This window comes from Actinomadura sp. NPDC049382, from assembly GCF_040677125.1.
GTDB classification, from domain to species: Bacteria; Actinomycetota; Actinomycetes; order Streptosporangiales; family Streptosporangiaceae; genus Spirillospora; species Spirillospora geliboluensis.
Genome location: NZ_JBFARO010000043.1, coordinates 51,460 through 65,231 on the forward strand (window position 1 = coordinate 51,460; position 13,772 = coordinate 65,231).

General features: G+C 74.6%; 12 protein-coding genes. All 12 read right to left on the reverse strand.

All coding sequences use genetic code 11. The annotated features are described in order from the left end of the window. Positions 1–6 precede the first annotated feature (6 nt). Entirely contained in the window at positions 7–1,128 is a 1,122-nt protein-coding gene (locus AB0K34_RS24430; RefSeq protein ID WP_138638605.1) for a PLP-dependent aspartate aminotransferase family protein, read from the reverse strand. Further along, a complete protein-coding gene (locus AB0K34_RS24435; RefSeq protein WP_138638606.1) occupies positions 1,128–2,426 on the reverse strand; it encodes a cysteine desulfurase in 1,299 nt (432 codons plus the stop codon). Before AB0K34_RS24435 ends, AB0K34_RS24430 begins: the two co-directional genes overlap by 1 nt. Beyond that, a complete protein-coding gene (locus AB0K34_RS24440) occupies positions 2,423–3,172 on the reverse strand; it encodes a hypothetical protein (RefSeq protein WP_240808066.1) in 750 nt (249 codons plus the stop codon). The genes AB0K34_RS24435 and AB0K34_RS24440 overlap by 4 nt, the downstream gene beginning before the upstream one ends. Then, complete coding sequence (locus tag AB0K34_RS24445; RefSeq protein WP_364551027.1) at positions 3,159–5,462, reverse strand: ABC transporter substrate-binding protein; 2,304 nt, start codon at positions 5,460–5,462, stop codon at positions 3,159–3,161. Before AB0K34_RS24445 ends, AB0K34_RS24440 begins: the two co-directional genes overlap by 14 nt. Before the next feature lie 90 nt (positions 5,463–5,552). Continuing rightward, positions 5,553–6,857, reverse strand: coding sequence for an aminotransferase class V-fold PLP-dependent enzyme (locus AB0K34_RS24450; protein WP_301177686.1), 1,305 nt, complete (start codon positions 6,855–6,857; stop codon positions 5,553–5,555). 146 nt (positions 6,858–7,003) lie between these two features. After that, on the reverse strand, positions 7,004–7,714 hold the full coding sequence (locus tag AB0K34_RS24455) for a DUF899 family protein (RefSeq protein WP_364551029.1): 711 nt from the start codon (positions 7,712–7,714) through the stop codon (positions 7,004–7,006). Positions 7,715–7,788: 74 nt separating this feature from the next. Next, a complete protein-coding gene (locus AB0K34_RS24460; RefSeq protein ID WP_138638610.1) occupies positions 7,789–9,021 on the reverse strand; it encodes a DUF885 domain-containing protein in 1,233 nt (410 codons plus the stop codon). Then, a complete protein-coding gene (locus AB0K34_RS24465) occupies positions 9,018–10,403 on the reverse strand; it encodes an AarF/UbiB family protein (protein ID WP_364551031.1) in 1,386 nt (461 codons plus the stop codon). The genes AB0K34_RS24460 and AB0K34_RS24465 overlap by 4 nt, the downstream gene beginning before the upstream one ends. Next, a complete protein-coding gene (locus AB0K34_RS24470) occupies positions 10,400–11,035 on the reverse strand; it encodes a hypothetical protein (protein WP_138638612.1) in 636 nt (211 codons plus the stop codon). The genes AB0K34_RS24465 and AB0K34_RS24470 overlap by 4 nt, the downstream gene beginning before the upstream one ends. A 2-nt stretch (positions 11,036–11,037) precedes the next feature. Beyond that, complete coding sequence (locus tag AB0K34_RS24475; RefSeq protein ID WP_364551033.1) at positions 11,038–11,916, reverse strand: methyltransferase domain-containing protein; 879 nt, start codon at positions 11,914–11,916, stop codon at positions 11,038–11,040. A 131-nt stretch (positions 11,917–12,047) separates the two neighbouring features. Then, positions 12,048–13,250 (reverse strand): DUF6004 family protein, encoded by a 1,203-nt coding sequence (locus AB0K34_RS24480; protein WP_138638614.1) that lies wholly within the window; start codon positions 13,248–13,250, stop codon positions 12,048–12,050. A gap of 90 nt (positions 13,251–13,340) precedes the next feature. After that, positions 13,341–13,547 (reverse strand): hypothetical protein, encoded by a 207-nt coding sequence (locus AB0K34_RS24485; protein WP_301178237.1) that lies wholly within the window; start codon positions 13,545–13,547, stop codon positions 13,341–13,343. Positions 13,548–13,772 lie beyond the last annotated feature (225 nt).

Below are 13,772 nucleotides of genomic sequence, written 5' to 3' on the forward strand. Positions count from 1 at the left end.
CTTCGGTCACAGGGCCGTGCGCAGGTCGTCGAGCAGGTCGGCGGGGTCCTCGATGCCGGCCGAGATCCGCACCAGCCGGTCGGTCACGCCGAGCCGCAGCCGGGCGGCGCGCGGCACCCGCGCGTGGGTCATCGCGGCGGGCACCTCCACCAGGGAGCGGACGCCGCCGAGGCTGACCGCGCAGCCGAACAGCCGGAGCCGGTCCATGAACGCGGCGGGGTCGCCCAGGTAGTCGAAGCTGACGATCGTGCCCGGCGCCGCCATCTGCCGGGCCGCGACCGCGTGCTGCGGATGCGCCGCGAGGCCCGGGTAGCGGACCGTCCCGACCCGCTCGTGGCCGTCCAGCGCGGCGGCGATCGCGGCGGCGTTGGCGGCCTGCCGGGCGGTGCGCAGCGCCAGGGTCTGCACGCCCCGATGGACGAGGTAGCAGTCGAACGGCGAGGGGACTCCGCCGGTGACGGTGCGGTCGGCGGTGAACCGCCGGTGCAGGTCCGCGTCGTCGGTGACGAGCGCGCCGCCGATCACGTCGGAGTGGCCGGCGATGCCCTTGGTGGTGCTGTAGAGGGTGACGTCGGCGCCGTGCCGCAGCGGCTGCTGGAGCGCGGGACCGGCGAAGGTGTTGTCGACGACGGTGGGGATCCCGGCGGCGCGCGCCGCCCCGCACACCGCCTCCAGGTCCACGACCTTCAGCAGCGGGTTGGTGGGGGTCTCGATCCACACCAGCCCGACGTCGTCGCCGAGCGCGGCGCCGAGCGCGCCGGGGTCGGACAGGTCGGCGTACCGCACCTTCACGCCGTCGCGCTCGGCGCGCATCGCGAACAGCTCGTGGCTGCCGCCGTACACGTCGTCGCAGGCCAGCAGGGTCCGGCCGGGTTCCAGCAGGGCGAGCGCGGCGACCGCCGCCGCCTGCCCGGACGAGAACGCCGCCGCGTGCCGGGCGCCCTCCAGCGACGCCAGGCAGCGCTCCAGCCGCTCCCGCGTCGGGTTCTCCCCGCGCGAGTAGAAGTAGCGGGGCGGGTCCTGGACGCGCCGCTCGTAGGTGACGGCGAGGTGGATCGGCGGGACGAGCGCGCCGGTCGCGGGGTCGGGTTCGTGGCCGGCGTGCACCAGCCGGGTGTCGAAGCGCATCACAGGAACCGGGTCGTCGGGTGCTCGGCCGTCCACACGCCGGGCCGCACGGTGGCGAGCGCCTCGGCGACCCGGTCCAGCTCGGCGGCGGTGTTGTAGACGCCCAGCGAGACGCGGACGGTGCCGAGCAGCCCGAGCGAGTCCAGGAACGTGCTCGCGCAGTGCACGCCGCTGCGGACCGCGATGCCGTGCGCGTCCAGGTGCCCGCCGACGTCGTAGGGGTGGACGCCCTCCACCACCAGGGAGACGATGCCGCCGCAGCCGGCCGCCGGGTCGCCGACGACCCGGACCCGGTCGATCCGGCCGAACGCGTCGACCGCGTGCCGCACCAGCAGCTGGTCGTGGCGGCGGATCCGCGTCCAGCCGAGCCCGGCGAGGTAGCCGGCGGCCGCCGCGAGGCCGACCGCGCCCGCGATGTCGGGGGTGCCCGCCTCCATCCGCGCCGGGACCGGCACGTAGTGGACGGGCTCGTCGTGGGCGACGCCCTTCACGGTGCCGCCGCCGACCTGGTAGGGCGGCAGGTCCGCGAGCAGGTCGCGGCGCCCGTACAGCACCCCGGTGCCGGTCGGCCCGTACATCTTGTGGCCGGAGAAGCAGTAGAAGTCGGCGTCCAGCTCCCGCACGTCCACCGGCCGGTGCGGGACGGCCTGCGCGCCGTCCACCACGACCGGGACGCCCTGCCGGTGCGCGGCGGAGACCAGCTCGGCGACCGGGTTCACGGCGCCGAGCACGTTGGAGACGTGCGCGACCGCCGCCAGCCGCACCCGGGGGCCGAGCGCGGTGGTGAAGTCGGCGACGGCGGTCCGGCCGGACGGCCCGGCGGGCACGACGACGAGTTCGGCGCCGCGCGTCTCGCACAGCCGCCGCCAGGGCAGCAGGTTGGAGTTGTGCTCCGCGCCGGTCACCACGACCTGGTCGCCGGGGCCGACGACGCGGGGGCCGAACGTGGCGGCCAGCAGGTTCATCCCGTCGGTGGTGCCGCGGGTGAAGACGATCTCCTCGGGGTGCGCGGCGTTCAGCATCGCCCGGACGGTCTCCCGCGCGTCGTCGTAGCGCTCGGTGGAGGCCATGCTCAGCCGGTAGTAGCCGCGCCCGACGTTGGCGTTGGCGGTGGAGTAGTAGCCGACGACGGCGTCCAGGACGGCGCGGGGCTTCTGCGTGGTGGCCGCGTTGTCGAGGTAGACCAGGGGCCCGTCGCCGCCGGCCGTGCCGCCCGCGTCGAAGATCGGGAAGTCGCGCCGGACGTCCTCCAGCGGCGGGCCGGCCCGCCGCGAGCCGAGCCGTGCGGTGTCGGTCATCCGGACTCCTCCCCCGGCCTGGGCCGGAACATCTGGCGGAAGCTGTCGAGGAACCGCTTCGGGAACAGCAGGACCTTCTGCTCGGGGAACGGCCTGCGGCTCGCGGGCACGTCGCGGTGCGGGCCGTAGTAGAACCAGCAGATCTGCGCGATCTGCTCGGTGAACAGCACCGGGTGCGCCTCCTCCGGGTAGAGCTGGAGGTGGCCGTGCGCCGCCAGGAACTCGCCCTTCGGCCCGAACCCGGTGTCGAACGCGACGTGCCCGAGCAGGTCGTGGACCGCCCGGAACACGTCGTTGTGGCAGAACTCCACGCCGTCCACCCGCAGGCCCGCCGGCTCCCGCATCGGGTGGAAGCCGCGGACCGGCCCCGGCCCGTGCCCGCGCGCCGTCAGGTGGACGTAGAGCCGCCGGGTGCGGCGCACGCGGTCGCGCAGGACGCGCGAGTTCGGGTAGGGGCGCCCGTCCCCGAGCCACGGGCGGATCTCCACGCCCGCGTCGGTCAGCGCCTGGAACTGCGCGAGGTTGTGCCGCTTCAGGCGGTCGTAGCGGCGGCGCAGGTCCGCGCCGTAGCCGGGCTCGGGCGCGGCGTCGTAGTAGGCGGCGGTCCGCCGGCCGAAGTCCTCGTCCAGCTCGACGCCGGTACCGGCCGCGATGCGGGCGACCGCCGCCGCGCGCTCCCGGGTCGGCGCGAGGGCGCGCGCGACCGGCAGCAGGTCCAGCCCGGCGGCGCCGTCAGCCACCGCCACGCCTCCGCGCGGGCGGATGCCGCAGGACCTCGGCGAGCCGCACCGACTTCAGCCGCCGCGCCTCGAAGTCGCAGTACCAGAGCTGGTAGCCGTCCCACGTCAGGCCGGTCGGGTGCCCTTCGAGGGTGACCTCGGCGACGGGCTCCCCGGTCGTGTCGTCCACCGCGCGCAGCACGCCCGTCTCGAACTCGGCGTACAGGACGCGCCCGCCCGCCCAGGTCAGCCCGGCGGGCTCGCCCTCGATCGGGAACTCGCGCAGCACCTCCATCGTGCGCGGGTCGCGCAGCTGCGCCACCGACGGGGCGCGCAGGCACAGCCACAGGCCCTCGGGCGCGGCCTCGACGCCGGTCACCCGGCCGCTCGGCGGGTCGACGGGCTTCTCTCCGACCTCCTGCCCGGTCTCCGGGTCGATCAGCACCAGCCGCTTCGGCCGCCCGCCGATCTGGTGCAGCAGCCCGTCGTGGAAGGCCAGGTCGGCGCGGACGCGCGGGTTCGACACCTCGCGGACCATCTCGCCGTGCGCCGGGTGCACCGCGAAGAGCTTCCCGGCCTCCTGGTCGGAGTGCCACAGGTACCGGCCGTCGTGGGTCAGCCCGCACAGGTACCGCCCGGGGGCGGGCACCGACCGGGCGACCGGTATCGCCGGCGGCCGTCCCGGCAGGGTGAGGTCGAGCCGGACGGCGGCGAGGTCGGGGGCGTGGTCCTGGACGGGCATCGCCACCGCGCCGCGGACCCGGTCCCCGGCGGCGCGGGGCACGGTCCGGGCGACTGCCAGCAGCGGCACGACCGGGGCGTCCGCCATGGCGCGCCGGTCGATCTCGCGCCAGGCGGCCCGCGCCCGGTCGGGGTCGGTGACGCCGATGGCCTCGTCCATGGCCCGGTCGAGGCCGGGGGCGAGGTAGCGGCCGTGGTTGGCGACGCCGGGCACCGGCCCGCCCCGCAGCAGCGGCTCGACCGTGGCGCGGCCCCGGTCGTCGGGCCATTCCGGCGCCCAGGCGGCGAGCGCGAGGTCCCAGCCCCCGGTCTCGGCCACGATCCGGCGGTACGCGGCGAACGGCCGCGCTTCGACGCGGACCGCGATCCCGGCGCCGGTGAGGTCGGCGGCCACCGACCGCGCCATCGCCGGGTGCGCGCCGGCATCGGAGTGGATCAGCACCAGCTCCTTCGGCGGCGCCGGGGACCCCGCCACCGGGACATCGGCGGGCTCGGCCCGCACTTCGTCCGGGGCGAGCAGGCTGTGCGCGACCCGCACGGACGGGTCCAGCCCCAGATCGCGGTGGATGCGCAGCAGGGCCCGCTTGTCGATGGCCGCCGCGATCCTCCGGCGCAGCTCGGGCGCGTCCAGCACGGGGGACGCGGCGAGGTTGAAGACGAGATAGGGGTCCAGGACCTCGTCGCGCACGTACCGGTCGCCGCGCGGATCGGCCGACAGGTCGGGCACCGAGAGCCCCCAGGGCAGGTCGGCGCGCCCCGCCCCGATGACCCGGCGCAGCGCGCCCGCCGTCGCCGGGGCGGCGGTCACCTCGACGGCGTCCACGTGCGCGCTCCGCAGCGGGTCGGTCTCCGGCCGCCACACCGGGTTGCGCTCCAGCCGCAGCGTCGTGCCCGGCGGGGCGGGCACGACGCGGTACGGGCCCGTCGACCGCAGGTGGCGGGGCGCGGTGCCGTCGCCCGGCACGAACGCCTCGTACTCGACGGGGACGGGAGAGGCGGCGGGCAGCGCGAGCAGGTGCAGGAACTCCGGGTCGGGCCGCTCCAGCTCGAACACCAGCACGTCGTCGTCCACCGCGAACACGCCGGGCAGCTCGGTGGACCGGTGGAACTCGGCCAGCTCCGCCGCCGTCGCCCCGCCGGGGAACGCGGCGGCGCACGCCCGCCGGTACTCGGTGAAGTCCCGGATCGTCCCGGCGAAGTAGGCGGCGCCCGCCATCCCCGGCACCGGGGAGCACAGCCGCTTGAAGGCGCGCACGAAGTCGCCGGCGGTGACCTCCCGCGGCGGCGAGGAGTCCCACCGGACGCCGCTGCGCAGCGTCACCGTGTAGACCTTGTGGCTCGCGCTCATCCCGGCGTTGTAGGTGGACGGGACGTCGGCCGCGAGGTCGGGGACGGGCGCCGCGATCCGCCAGTCGGCGGGGTCGGCGACCGGCGCGTAGCCGAACAGCTGCCGGGTGCACAGGCGGGTGATCTGCCGGGCCGGGGCGCCGCCGGCGCGGGCGGGGTCGAGGTCGCCGCTCTCGCCCGGCCCGTACAGCCGCAGTACCCCGCCGTCCGGCGGCCCGTCGTCGGTCATGGCTTCACCGCTCCGTAGCTCGTCCGCCCGCGGGGCGTCCGCCCCGCGCGCTGCCTGCGGCCCCCGCGTCCCGCGCGGCGGCCCCTCCGGTCACGACAGCTCGTCGGCGAGGCGGCCGATGGCGTCCACGGCACGGTCGACGTCCTCGCGCGTGTTGAACAGGTGGGTGCACAGCCGGGCCGCGTAGTGCAGGTGCGGCGAGCCGGGCACGTCGAACTCCACCCAGCGGATCCAGATCCGGTGCTCGGCCTCCAGCCGGTCGACCAGGATGTTGATCTTCTTTGGGTTCCAGGCGTCCGCCGGGTCCCGGAACGGCTTGAAGGCGACCAGCGGCGAGCGCAGCCGGACGTCGGCGGACGGCGAGTACAGGGAGTCCTCGCCGAACCGCTCCGCGACCCGCTCCCGCGCGTAGTCGCCGAGGTCGAGGATGTGCCGCTCGATGCGGCCGCGCCCGATCGCGTTCCAGATCTCGCACGCCTTGGCGAGCGCGGCGGCGCGGGCGGTGCCGGCGCTGCCCGCGCTCTGCAGGTAGTCGCCCATGTTGCAGGTCTCGACGCCGGTCGTCGTGCGCGGCGGCATCGGGCCGAGCAGCGGGTACCAGGTCGAGATGACCGGCCAGAAGCGCGGCAGCGGCAGCGGGTTGTGCTCGGGGACGACCTTGTTGCGCGCGTACAGCAGGCCGGTGCCGAGGGGGCCGCACTGGAACTTCGAGCCCGATCCGCTGGCGAAGTCGAGGCCGAGGGCGCGCAGGTCCACGTCCAGCATCCCGGGGACGAGGGCGCCGTCCATGGCCGTGATCAGGCCGTGCCGCTGGGCGAGGTCGCAGAGTTCGCGGACGGGCATCCGGGTGCCGGTGAACAGCGTGACCCCGGCGAAGAACAGCGCCTTGGTGCGCGGGGTGATCGCCGCCTCGAACAGCTCCACGATCTCCTCGGCGCGCACGTCCGGTCCGGACGGCGGGGTGACCTGCCGGACGGTCAGCCCGTACCGGTCGCGGACGAGGTTGAGGTTGGACAGCACCGAGAAGCACTCGTGGGTGGTGGTGACGACCTCGTCGCCCTCGCCGAAGTCGAGCCCGGCGACGATCCGCGCCATGGCCTCGGTGGAGTTGTGGCAGATCGCCAGCTCGTCCTGGTCGATGCCGAAGTCGCGGGCGATGGCGGCGCGGTAGTCGGGGTAGAGCGTCGGCGGGTAGATGTCGCCGAGGCTCCCGGCCCATTCGCGGGAGAGCCGCTCGTGCACGTCCAGCACCTCGTGCGGCGGCGCGCCGACCGTGCCGGTGTTGAGGTGGGTCGTGCCGTCCCGCAGGGCGAACAGCTTGCGAACGGCGTCCCAGGACGCCTCGGACAGGTCGGTTCCGGATCGGCTGACACCCGCTGCGAGCTGGTCGGACACGACCGATTCCCCCTCGGGAGAGAGTCACCGTCAACTCGGATCACAATATATTATTAAAGTGAAAGCCGTCAATCGCGACACAACCGGCGAATCCTCCCGAGCACGCGCCGGCCGGCCGCGTGCTCGGGAGGCGGCGGTCCGGCGGGTCAGCCGCGGGCCCGGCCCGGGTAGTCGTTGTCGGCGTACCAGTCGCCGCGCCCGCCGGGCGTCAGGTCCAGCACGTTCCACACCGGCGACAGCAGGTCGATGCCGCGCTCGGTGCCGTCGAGGTGGTTGGCGGGCAGCGAGTAGAAGTGCCGGATCCCGGCGTCCTCCCTGCGCAGGACGCTGAACACCGGCCGCTGCACGCCGCCGGCCCGCTCGGTGTTCATGTCCCGGTTGAACGTCGTGCCGTGGCTGGACAGGATCCGCAGCCCGTCCCAGCCGCGCCGCCGCGCCCACGCGCGCAGCTTCGGCAGCGGCGCCTTGCTCACCACGACGAACGCGCCGTGCCGCGCCAGGTGGTGGGAGACCCCGTGGAAGCCGTCGACCCACATCGAGCACATCGAGCAGGCCTGGTCCTCGTCGGGGTGGAACATCAGGTGGTAGGTCAGCAGCGTGTCGTGCTCGCCGAACAGGTCGGCGAGGTGCGGGGCGGTGACGGGCTCGTCCACGGCGAGGTCGCGCGGACCCTCCGCGAACACGTAGTCGTCCAGCAGCCGGCCCGGCGGCATCCGGCGGCGCGCGGCGGCCACCGCCTCGACCTGGTCGCGCAGCCTGCGCTCCGCCCTGGCCAGCTCGATCCTGGCCGCGATGTAGTCCTCCCCGGCGCCCTCCGGCCACATGGGCTCGATCTCGCCGCGGTCCACCTCGGTCATGCGCGCACCCCTCAGTCTCCGGTCTGACGTCTTCCGTCCGGTCTCCCGTGGACGCGCTACACAATATGCAAGTATCAGTGCGCGGGGGCGGTGTTGACGATGTCCTTGCCGAGGCGCGCCGGGAGCAGCGGTTCGGCCAGCAGCCGCCGGAACCGCCGACGCGGGTCGCCGAGCGCCGTCCAGGCGGCGACGAGCCGGGCGCCCTCGATGTAGGTCGTGGTGTGCGCCCGCCACAGCGGATCGGTCAGGAAGGCCGTCATCCGGCGGGCCCGCTCCTCGCCCAGCAGCAGCCACCGCCGCAGATGGGCGACCGCCGCGTCGGTGCCGGCGCCCCGGTCGTGCAGGAGGAGCGCCGCGTCCTGGCGGGCGGGCAGCAGCGTCCTGACGTGCCGCATCACCTGCTCGACGCGCTCGCCGTCCATCCGGACGCCCTCCGCGGCGAGGATCTCCGCCGTCCAGGCGCCCCAGCCCGCGGGCATCACGGCGGCGAGCGCGTGCTCGGCGATGCCCTCCGCCATGAGCGACTGCGGGGTGTTCACCAGCGCGATCGCGTGCTCGTGCTGCCCGTCCGCCACCAGCTCCGCCTCCTTGAGGCTGCGCTCGGTGTGGTGCCCCGGGTAGCACTCGTGCGCGGCGATCAGCGGCAGCGCGCCCAGGTCGGCGCCCGCCGGCTCGTTGAGCGAGACCACCGACCGGTACCGGCCGAGGTAGCGGTTGAAGGCGTTCCACGGCCGGTCCCGCACCACCTCGTACGTCACCTCTTCGCCGGGGGGCAGGCCGTAGCGGTCGCGGACGAGCACGCGCAGCGCGTCCGACACCGCGCGGACGGCCCGGTGCAGCGCGTCCGGCGGCACCGCGTTGCGCGCCCGGAACTCCTCCAGCCGCGCCCGCAGCGGGCCGGCCCCCGGCAGCAGCCCGGCGAGCGCGTCGTGGGCGGCGGCGTACCGGTCGGTGTCGCCCATGCCGATCCGCACCTGGAAGTAGGTCTCGATCTCCTCGACGAACGGGACCTGCTCCCCCGCCAGCCGCCGCGCGCCGCACTCCAGCGCGGCGAGTTGCGCCGTCAGGAAGTCCCGGCGCTCCGCGGCGAGCCCGCTGTCGGCCGCCTCGCGGCGCAGCCGGGCCGCCCGCCGGGCCAGGGCCGCCGGGTCGGCGGGCGGCTCGGCCTCGACCCGCGCCTGCAGCGACGGGTCACCGGCCCAGGAGTCGACGAACCCCGGCACGTGCCGGCCGAGCCGCAGCCCCAGCAGCAGGTACTCCAGGACGACCGGCTCGGTGCCGGCGCCGCCCGCCGCCGCCGCGCTCACGCCGGCGTCCGGCGGCCGAACAGCCCGCGGTTCAGGACGGGCTTGGCCGTCTCCTGGAAGTCGATCGACGGGTCCAGATCGCGGATCGTGCCCTCGATGACCAGCAGCGACAGCAGCGGGAAGATCAGCTCGGCGGCGGCGTGGATGCCGAACCGGCGCTGCAGGTCGAACATCTCGGCGGCGAAGGCGATCAGGCTGAACTCGCGGGCCGGGAGCCCGTGGCTGCGCTCCACCAGGTCCGCCATCCGGACGGTGAACCCCTCCAGGTCGGCGTCCGGGCGCACGCCCGCCGAGCTCTCGATGACGATCTCGGCGCAGCGGCGCCCCCGGCCGGTGGCCATGTTGAGGAAGAACTCGGCGAACAGCCGGCGCAGCCGCTCCGAGAGCTGCACGCTGAACCCGGCGTCCAGCACCACCACCTGCCCGCCGCGGGTGAAGTAGAGGTTGCCCGGATGCAGGTCGCAGTGCACGAACCCGGTGACGAACAGCATGTGGTAGATCGCGGTCAGCGCGGACTCGGCGAACCGCTTGCGCATCGCCGGCGGGCACGACTCGGCGGCCCGCACGTCCAGGTCGGGGATGAAGTCCATCACGATGCAGCGCGGCCGGGACGCGTCCAGGTGCACCTTCGGCACCCAGACGCGCGGCACCGTCGCCAGCGTGTCGCGGAGCCGGTCCAGGTTCGCGGCCTCCCGGGCGAAGTCGAGCTGCCCGAGGACGGCCCCGCACATGCTGTCCACGACCTCCGCGACCGGCAGCCCCCGGAACGGCGGCACCCGCGCCGCCAGCCGGGCGCCCGCCCGCATCAGCGCCAGGTCGCGCCGCATCGGCGCCTCGATGCCGGGCCGGCGCAGCTTCACCGCGACCCGCGCCCCGGACGGCAGCGTCGCCTCGTAGACGCAGGCGACGCTCCCGCTCGCCACGGCGGTGACGTCCGACGCCCGGATCGGCGCCCCACCGCCCCGCGAGTCCACCGCGCGCCCGTTGCCCGCGTGCCCGTTGCCCGCGTGCCCGTCCACCACGGGCCCGTCCACCACGGGCTTGGCCGGGACCGGGCCGTACGCCTCGGCGAGGCCGCGGCGGGTCTGCTCGGGAGTGAGCGGGCCGACCGAGTCCTGCAGCAGGGACAGCTCGTCGCACAGCGCGGCGGGCAGGACGTCCCGGCGGGTGCCGAGCACCTGCCCGGCCTTGACGAACGTCGGCCCGAGCGCCACCAGCAGCCGGGTGATCCGGCGGTACAGGTGGCGGCGGCCCGCCGCCGGGCCGCGCAGCAGGGTCAGCCCGACCGTCCCGGGCAGCGCCGCCGCGCCGAGCACGACGACCGTGGCGAGCACGCGCGCCGCCCGCGCCGCGAGCAGCACCGGGTCGTCGCGGCGCGTCATCCCGCGATCCCCAGGATCTCCACCGCCCGGAGCTGGAGGGTCGTGTAGTCGCAGTACCAGATCAGCGTGCCGTCCCAGGTGATGCCGGTGGGGTTGCCCGCCACCGACACCGCCGCGAGCTCGGCGCCGCGCTCCAGGTCGAGCAGGTTCAGCGTGGCGGCGCGGTGGTCGGCGTAGGCGAGGAACCCGTCGGAGACGGTGACGCCCGCGACCGGGCTCCGCACCGGGTAGCTGCGGATCAGCCGCAGGTCGTCCGGGTCGCGCAGGTCGACGACGCGCAGGTCCTCATAGCCGAGCCACAGCCCGTGCCGGGTCGCCTCCAGCCCGCACAGCAGCGCGCCGGGGCGCGGGTTGGGCCGCTCGGCGAGCACGTCCCCGGTCTCCGGGTCGAGCGTGCGCAGGACGCGGTCCGGGCCGGCGATCTGCACCAGGTTCCCGTCCATCGTCGTCAGGTCGGTGCGGACGTCGGCGCAGGGCACCCGCTGCCGGACCTCGCCGGTCATGGGGGCGAGCGCCATGATCTGGTTGGACACGGCCTCGGAGAACCACAGGCACTCCCCGCTCCAGGTGAGACCGCACAGCTTGAGGGCGCGCACGGGGATGTCGCGCACCGAACCGGCCGCCATGGGCATGGTCAGCTCCCTTTCCTCAGCCCGCAGTCCAGCCGCCAGCCGGTGACCTCGCGGACGTCGCCCGCCGGGCGCGGCACCACCCGCAGCCGGTCGCCGGGCGCGACGTCGGTGTGCCGCAGCGGCCACACCCACACCGCCCAGTTGCAGCCGGGATAGGACGGCAGGTTCGACAGGGCGGTGTCCTCGGTGAGGGTGGCGGTGAAGTAGCCGATGACGGCGTGCAGGCGTCCGGGTCTGGTGATGGTGAGGGTCCGGCCGCGCGGCGGCGCGGCCTGCCCGCGCGCGGGCCGCTGGTCGGCGACCTCGGCGGGCTCGCTCAGCAGCGTCGGCGGGCGCTGGAAGAAGTGCAGCTGCGCGGCGGGCGCCGCGCTCTCGGCCACCGCGTCCAGCCGGAAGCCGTGGAAGTCGTCGTCCCACAGGCCCCAGCCCTCGCCGTCGAACTGCACGGCGGCGAGCTGGGTGACCAGCCGGCTCGGGACGACCGTGCCGCCGGCCGCCAGGTTGTGCCGGGCGAACTCGCCCAGCACCTCCATCATCTGCTCCTCGGGGCCGAGGTTGCCCATCATCTCGGACACGACCACGTCGGCGCGCTCCGGCAGCCGCACCGTGCGGGCGTCGCCGCGCACGACGGTCAGCCGGCCCTTCAGGTCGTTGCTCTCGGCGACGCGGGCGGCGACGGCCGCGGTGGCGGGATCGGCCTCCACCGCGTAGACGTGCTCGGCGCCGTGCCGCAGCGCCAGCAGCGACAGCGCGAGCACCCCCGCCCCGACGTCGGCGACGACGGCGCCGTGCGCGAGGCCCGCCAGGGCCCGGTCGTAGGCCGCCAGCCGGGGCCGGTCGGCGAGCATCGCCTGGTGCATCTGGAGCTGCCGGGGGTCCAAGCCTTCTCCCACCTGTCGCGCGGCGTGCCCGGGACCGGGCGCCCCCGGGAGGAGGCGCCCGGCACCGGTACTACTGGTTTTTCAATCTGACTCGCTCCGGTGACCGCGTCAAGCCGCGGCCGCGGACCGGATCAGATGTTCACCGCGGCGGTCTCGCCCACGTAGGCGTCCCGCATGACCAGGCGCGCCCCGGTCAGCCGGGCACGGGGGGTGCCGCCGTCGGTGAGCAGGGCCGCGTCGGTGCCCTGCATCGACAGTTCGGTCCCGGTGGGCTCCAGGTCGCGCAGCTTGCCGGCGACGTGCACCGGGCTGGCCGCGTACAGGTTGCCCTGCGGGGTGGACAGTTCGAACTCGGCGTCGATGTGCAGGTCGCCGGGGTAGCGGACGCGGCTCAGGCTCTCCTCGCTGCCCGTGCCGAGGGTGCCGCCGGACGGCCGCGGCCAGCTCGCGCGGAGCATGACCCGCCCGCCGAGGGCGTCGCTGGTGCCGACCATGGCGACGCGCGCCATCTGGGCCAGCACACCGGTGCCCTCGTCGTGCTTCTCGGGGCCGAACAGCAGGATCTCGGTGCCGGCCGCCTTGCGGTGGTCGCCCGCGAGGTCGATGGTCTCGGTCCGTCCGTCGACCTCGATGTCGATGGAGCCCTCCAGCGACACCTGCATGATCATGGACGGGTCGACCAGCATGGACATGCAGGGCCCGGCGCTCGCCGCGAAGAACACGGTCGGGGTGATGCCGACCGGCTCGTTCTCGTCGTTGGCCGGGTACCACGCCTCGGGGAGCGTCGTGCCGACGGCCACGTTCGGCGCCTGCACGACCTCGAACGGGCCGTCGCCGCGCGGGCTGCCCAGGTACGGGCCCGTGAGCGGCTTCTTGTAGGGGGGAATGTTGTCCACCACGCCGTAGATGTCGATGACGTTGCGGTGGGCGAGACGCAGCGTGCTGGTCTCCAGGATGCCGAAGCGGCGGATGTAGAACTCCGCGGGGAAGTTCTTGCCGGGGACGATCTGGCGCACGTGGCCGGTGTTCGGCAGGAAGGGGTTCGACAGCACCTGGATGCGGTCGTCCAGCTCGTAGCTGTAGCCCTTGATGCCGACCTCGGGCGCGCTGATGAGCTCGGTCTGGAGCTCGGCGTAGCCGTTCTCGTCCACGCGGTGCTCGAAGCCCGGCATCGGCCACTTGTTCAGCTGCACGAACCCGGAGAGGTTGATGGTCTCCCGGCGGCCCGCGTAGTAGTCGTCGCCGAAGACGATCGTCGCGGCGGCGAGGATGTGCGGCCGGATCGGCTTCGGCTCCAGGTTGAGGGATTCGTATGTCTCGCGGAGTGAACTCAAGCCAGACACCTCCAGCGTCTGTCGAGATCGTTTCGGGGCCTCGGCCCGCGCGGCTCCCGATGGCACCCTTGGGCCTCTCACTATAAGTTTTTAAAGTGAGAAGTCAATGGGCTCCAACGGCTCGCCGGCGGCCCGCGAGGCGGCGGGCCGGCCGGCGGGGTAGCCGGCCGGGACACCCTCGCCCCCCGGGCCGGACGGCATCCGCCCGGCCCGGGCCGCGGCGGCGTTCTCCTCGGCTTCGCAGTCGTTGTGGACGTCGGTGTAGGCGTCGACCATGAGGTGGTTCTCCAGGGACACAGGCTCCTCCGCTCGGGTCCGCGGTGCCCTGCGGCGCTACGCCGGTAGTGAACGCGCCTTGCGCAACGGCACCGGACAATCCACTTTAGAAACATAGAGTTAAATGTCCAGCGCCCGGAGATGAGGCGAGGAGATGTTCGAGAGGTTCACCGACCGCGCGCGGCGTGTTGTCGTCCTGGCTCAGGAGGAGGCCAGGATGCTCAACCACAACTACATCGGTACCGA

Coding starts and splice junctions, on each gene's coding strand:
- AB0K34_RS24430 (WP_138638605.1), bottom strand. CDS start 1,128: ATGCGCTTCGACACCCGGCTGGTGCACGCCGGCCACGAACCCGACCCC.
- AB0K34_RS24435 (WP_138638606.1), bottom strand. CDS start 2,426: ATGACCGACACCGCACGGCTCGGCTCGCGGCGGGCCGGCCCGCCGCTG.
- AB0K34_RS24445 (WP_364551027.1), bottom strand. CDS start 5,462: ATGACCGACGACGGGCCGCCGGACGGCGGGGTACTGCGGCTGTACGGG.
- AB0K34_RS24455 (WP_364551029.1), bottom strand. CDS start 7,714: ATGACCGAGGTGGACCGCGGCGAGATCGAGCCCATGTGGCCGGAGGGC.
- AB0K34_RS24465 (WP_364551031.1), bottom strand. CDS start 10,403: ATGACGCGCCGCGACGACCCGGTGCTGCTCGCGGCGCGGGCGGCGCGC.
- AB0K34_RS24470 (WP_138638612.1), bottom strand. CDS start 11,035: ATGCCCATGGCGGCCGGTTCGGTGCGCGACATCCCCGTGCGCGCCCTC.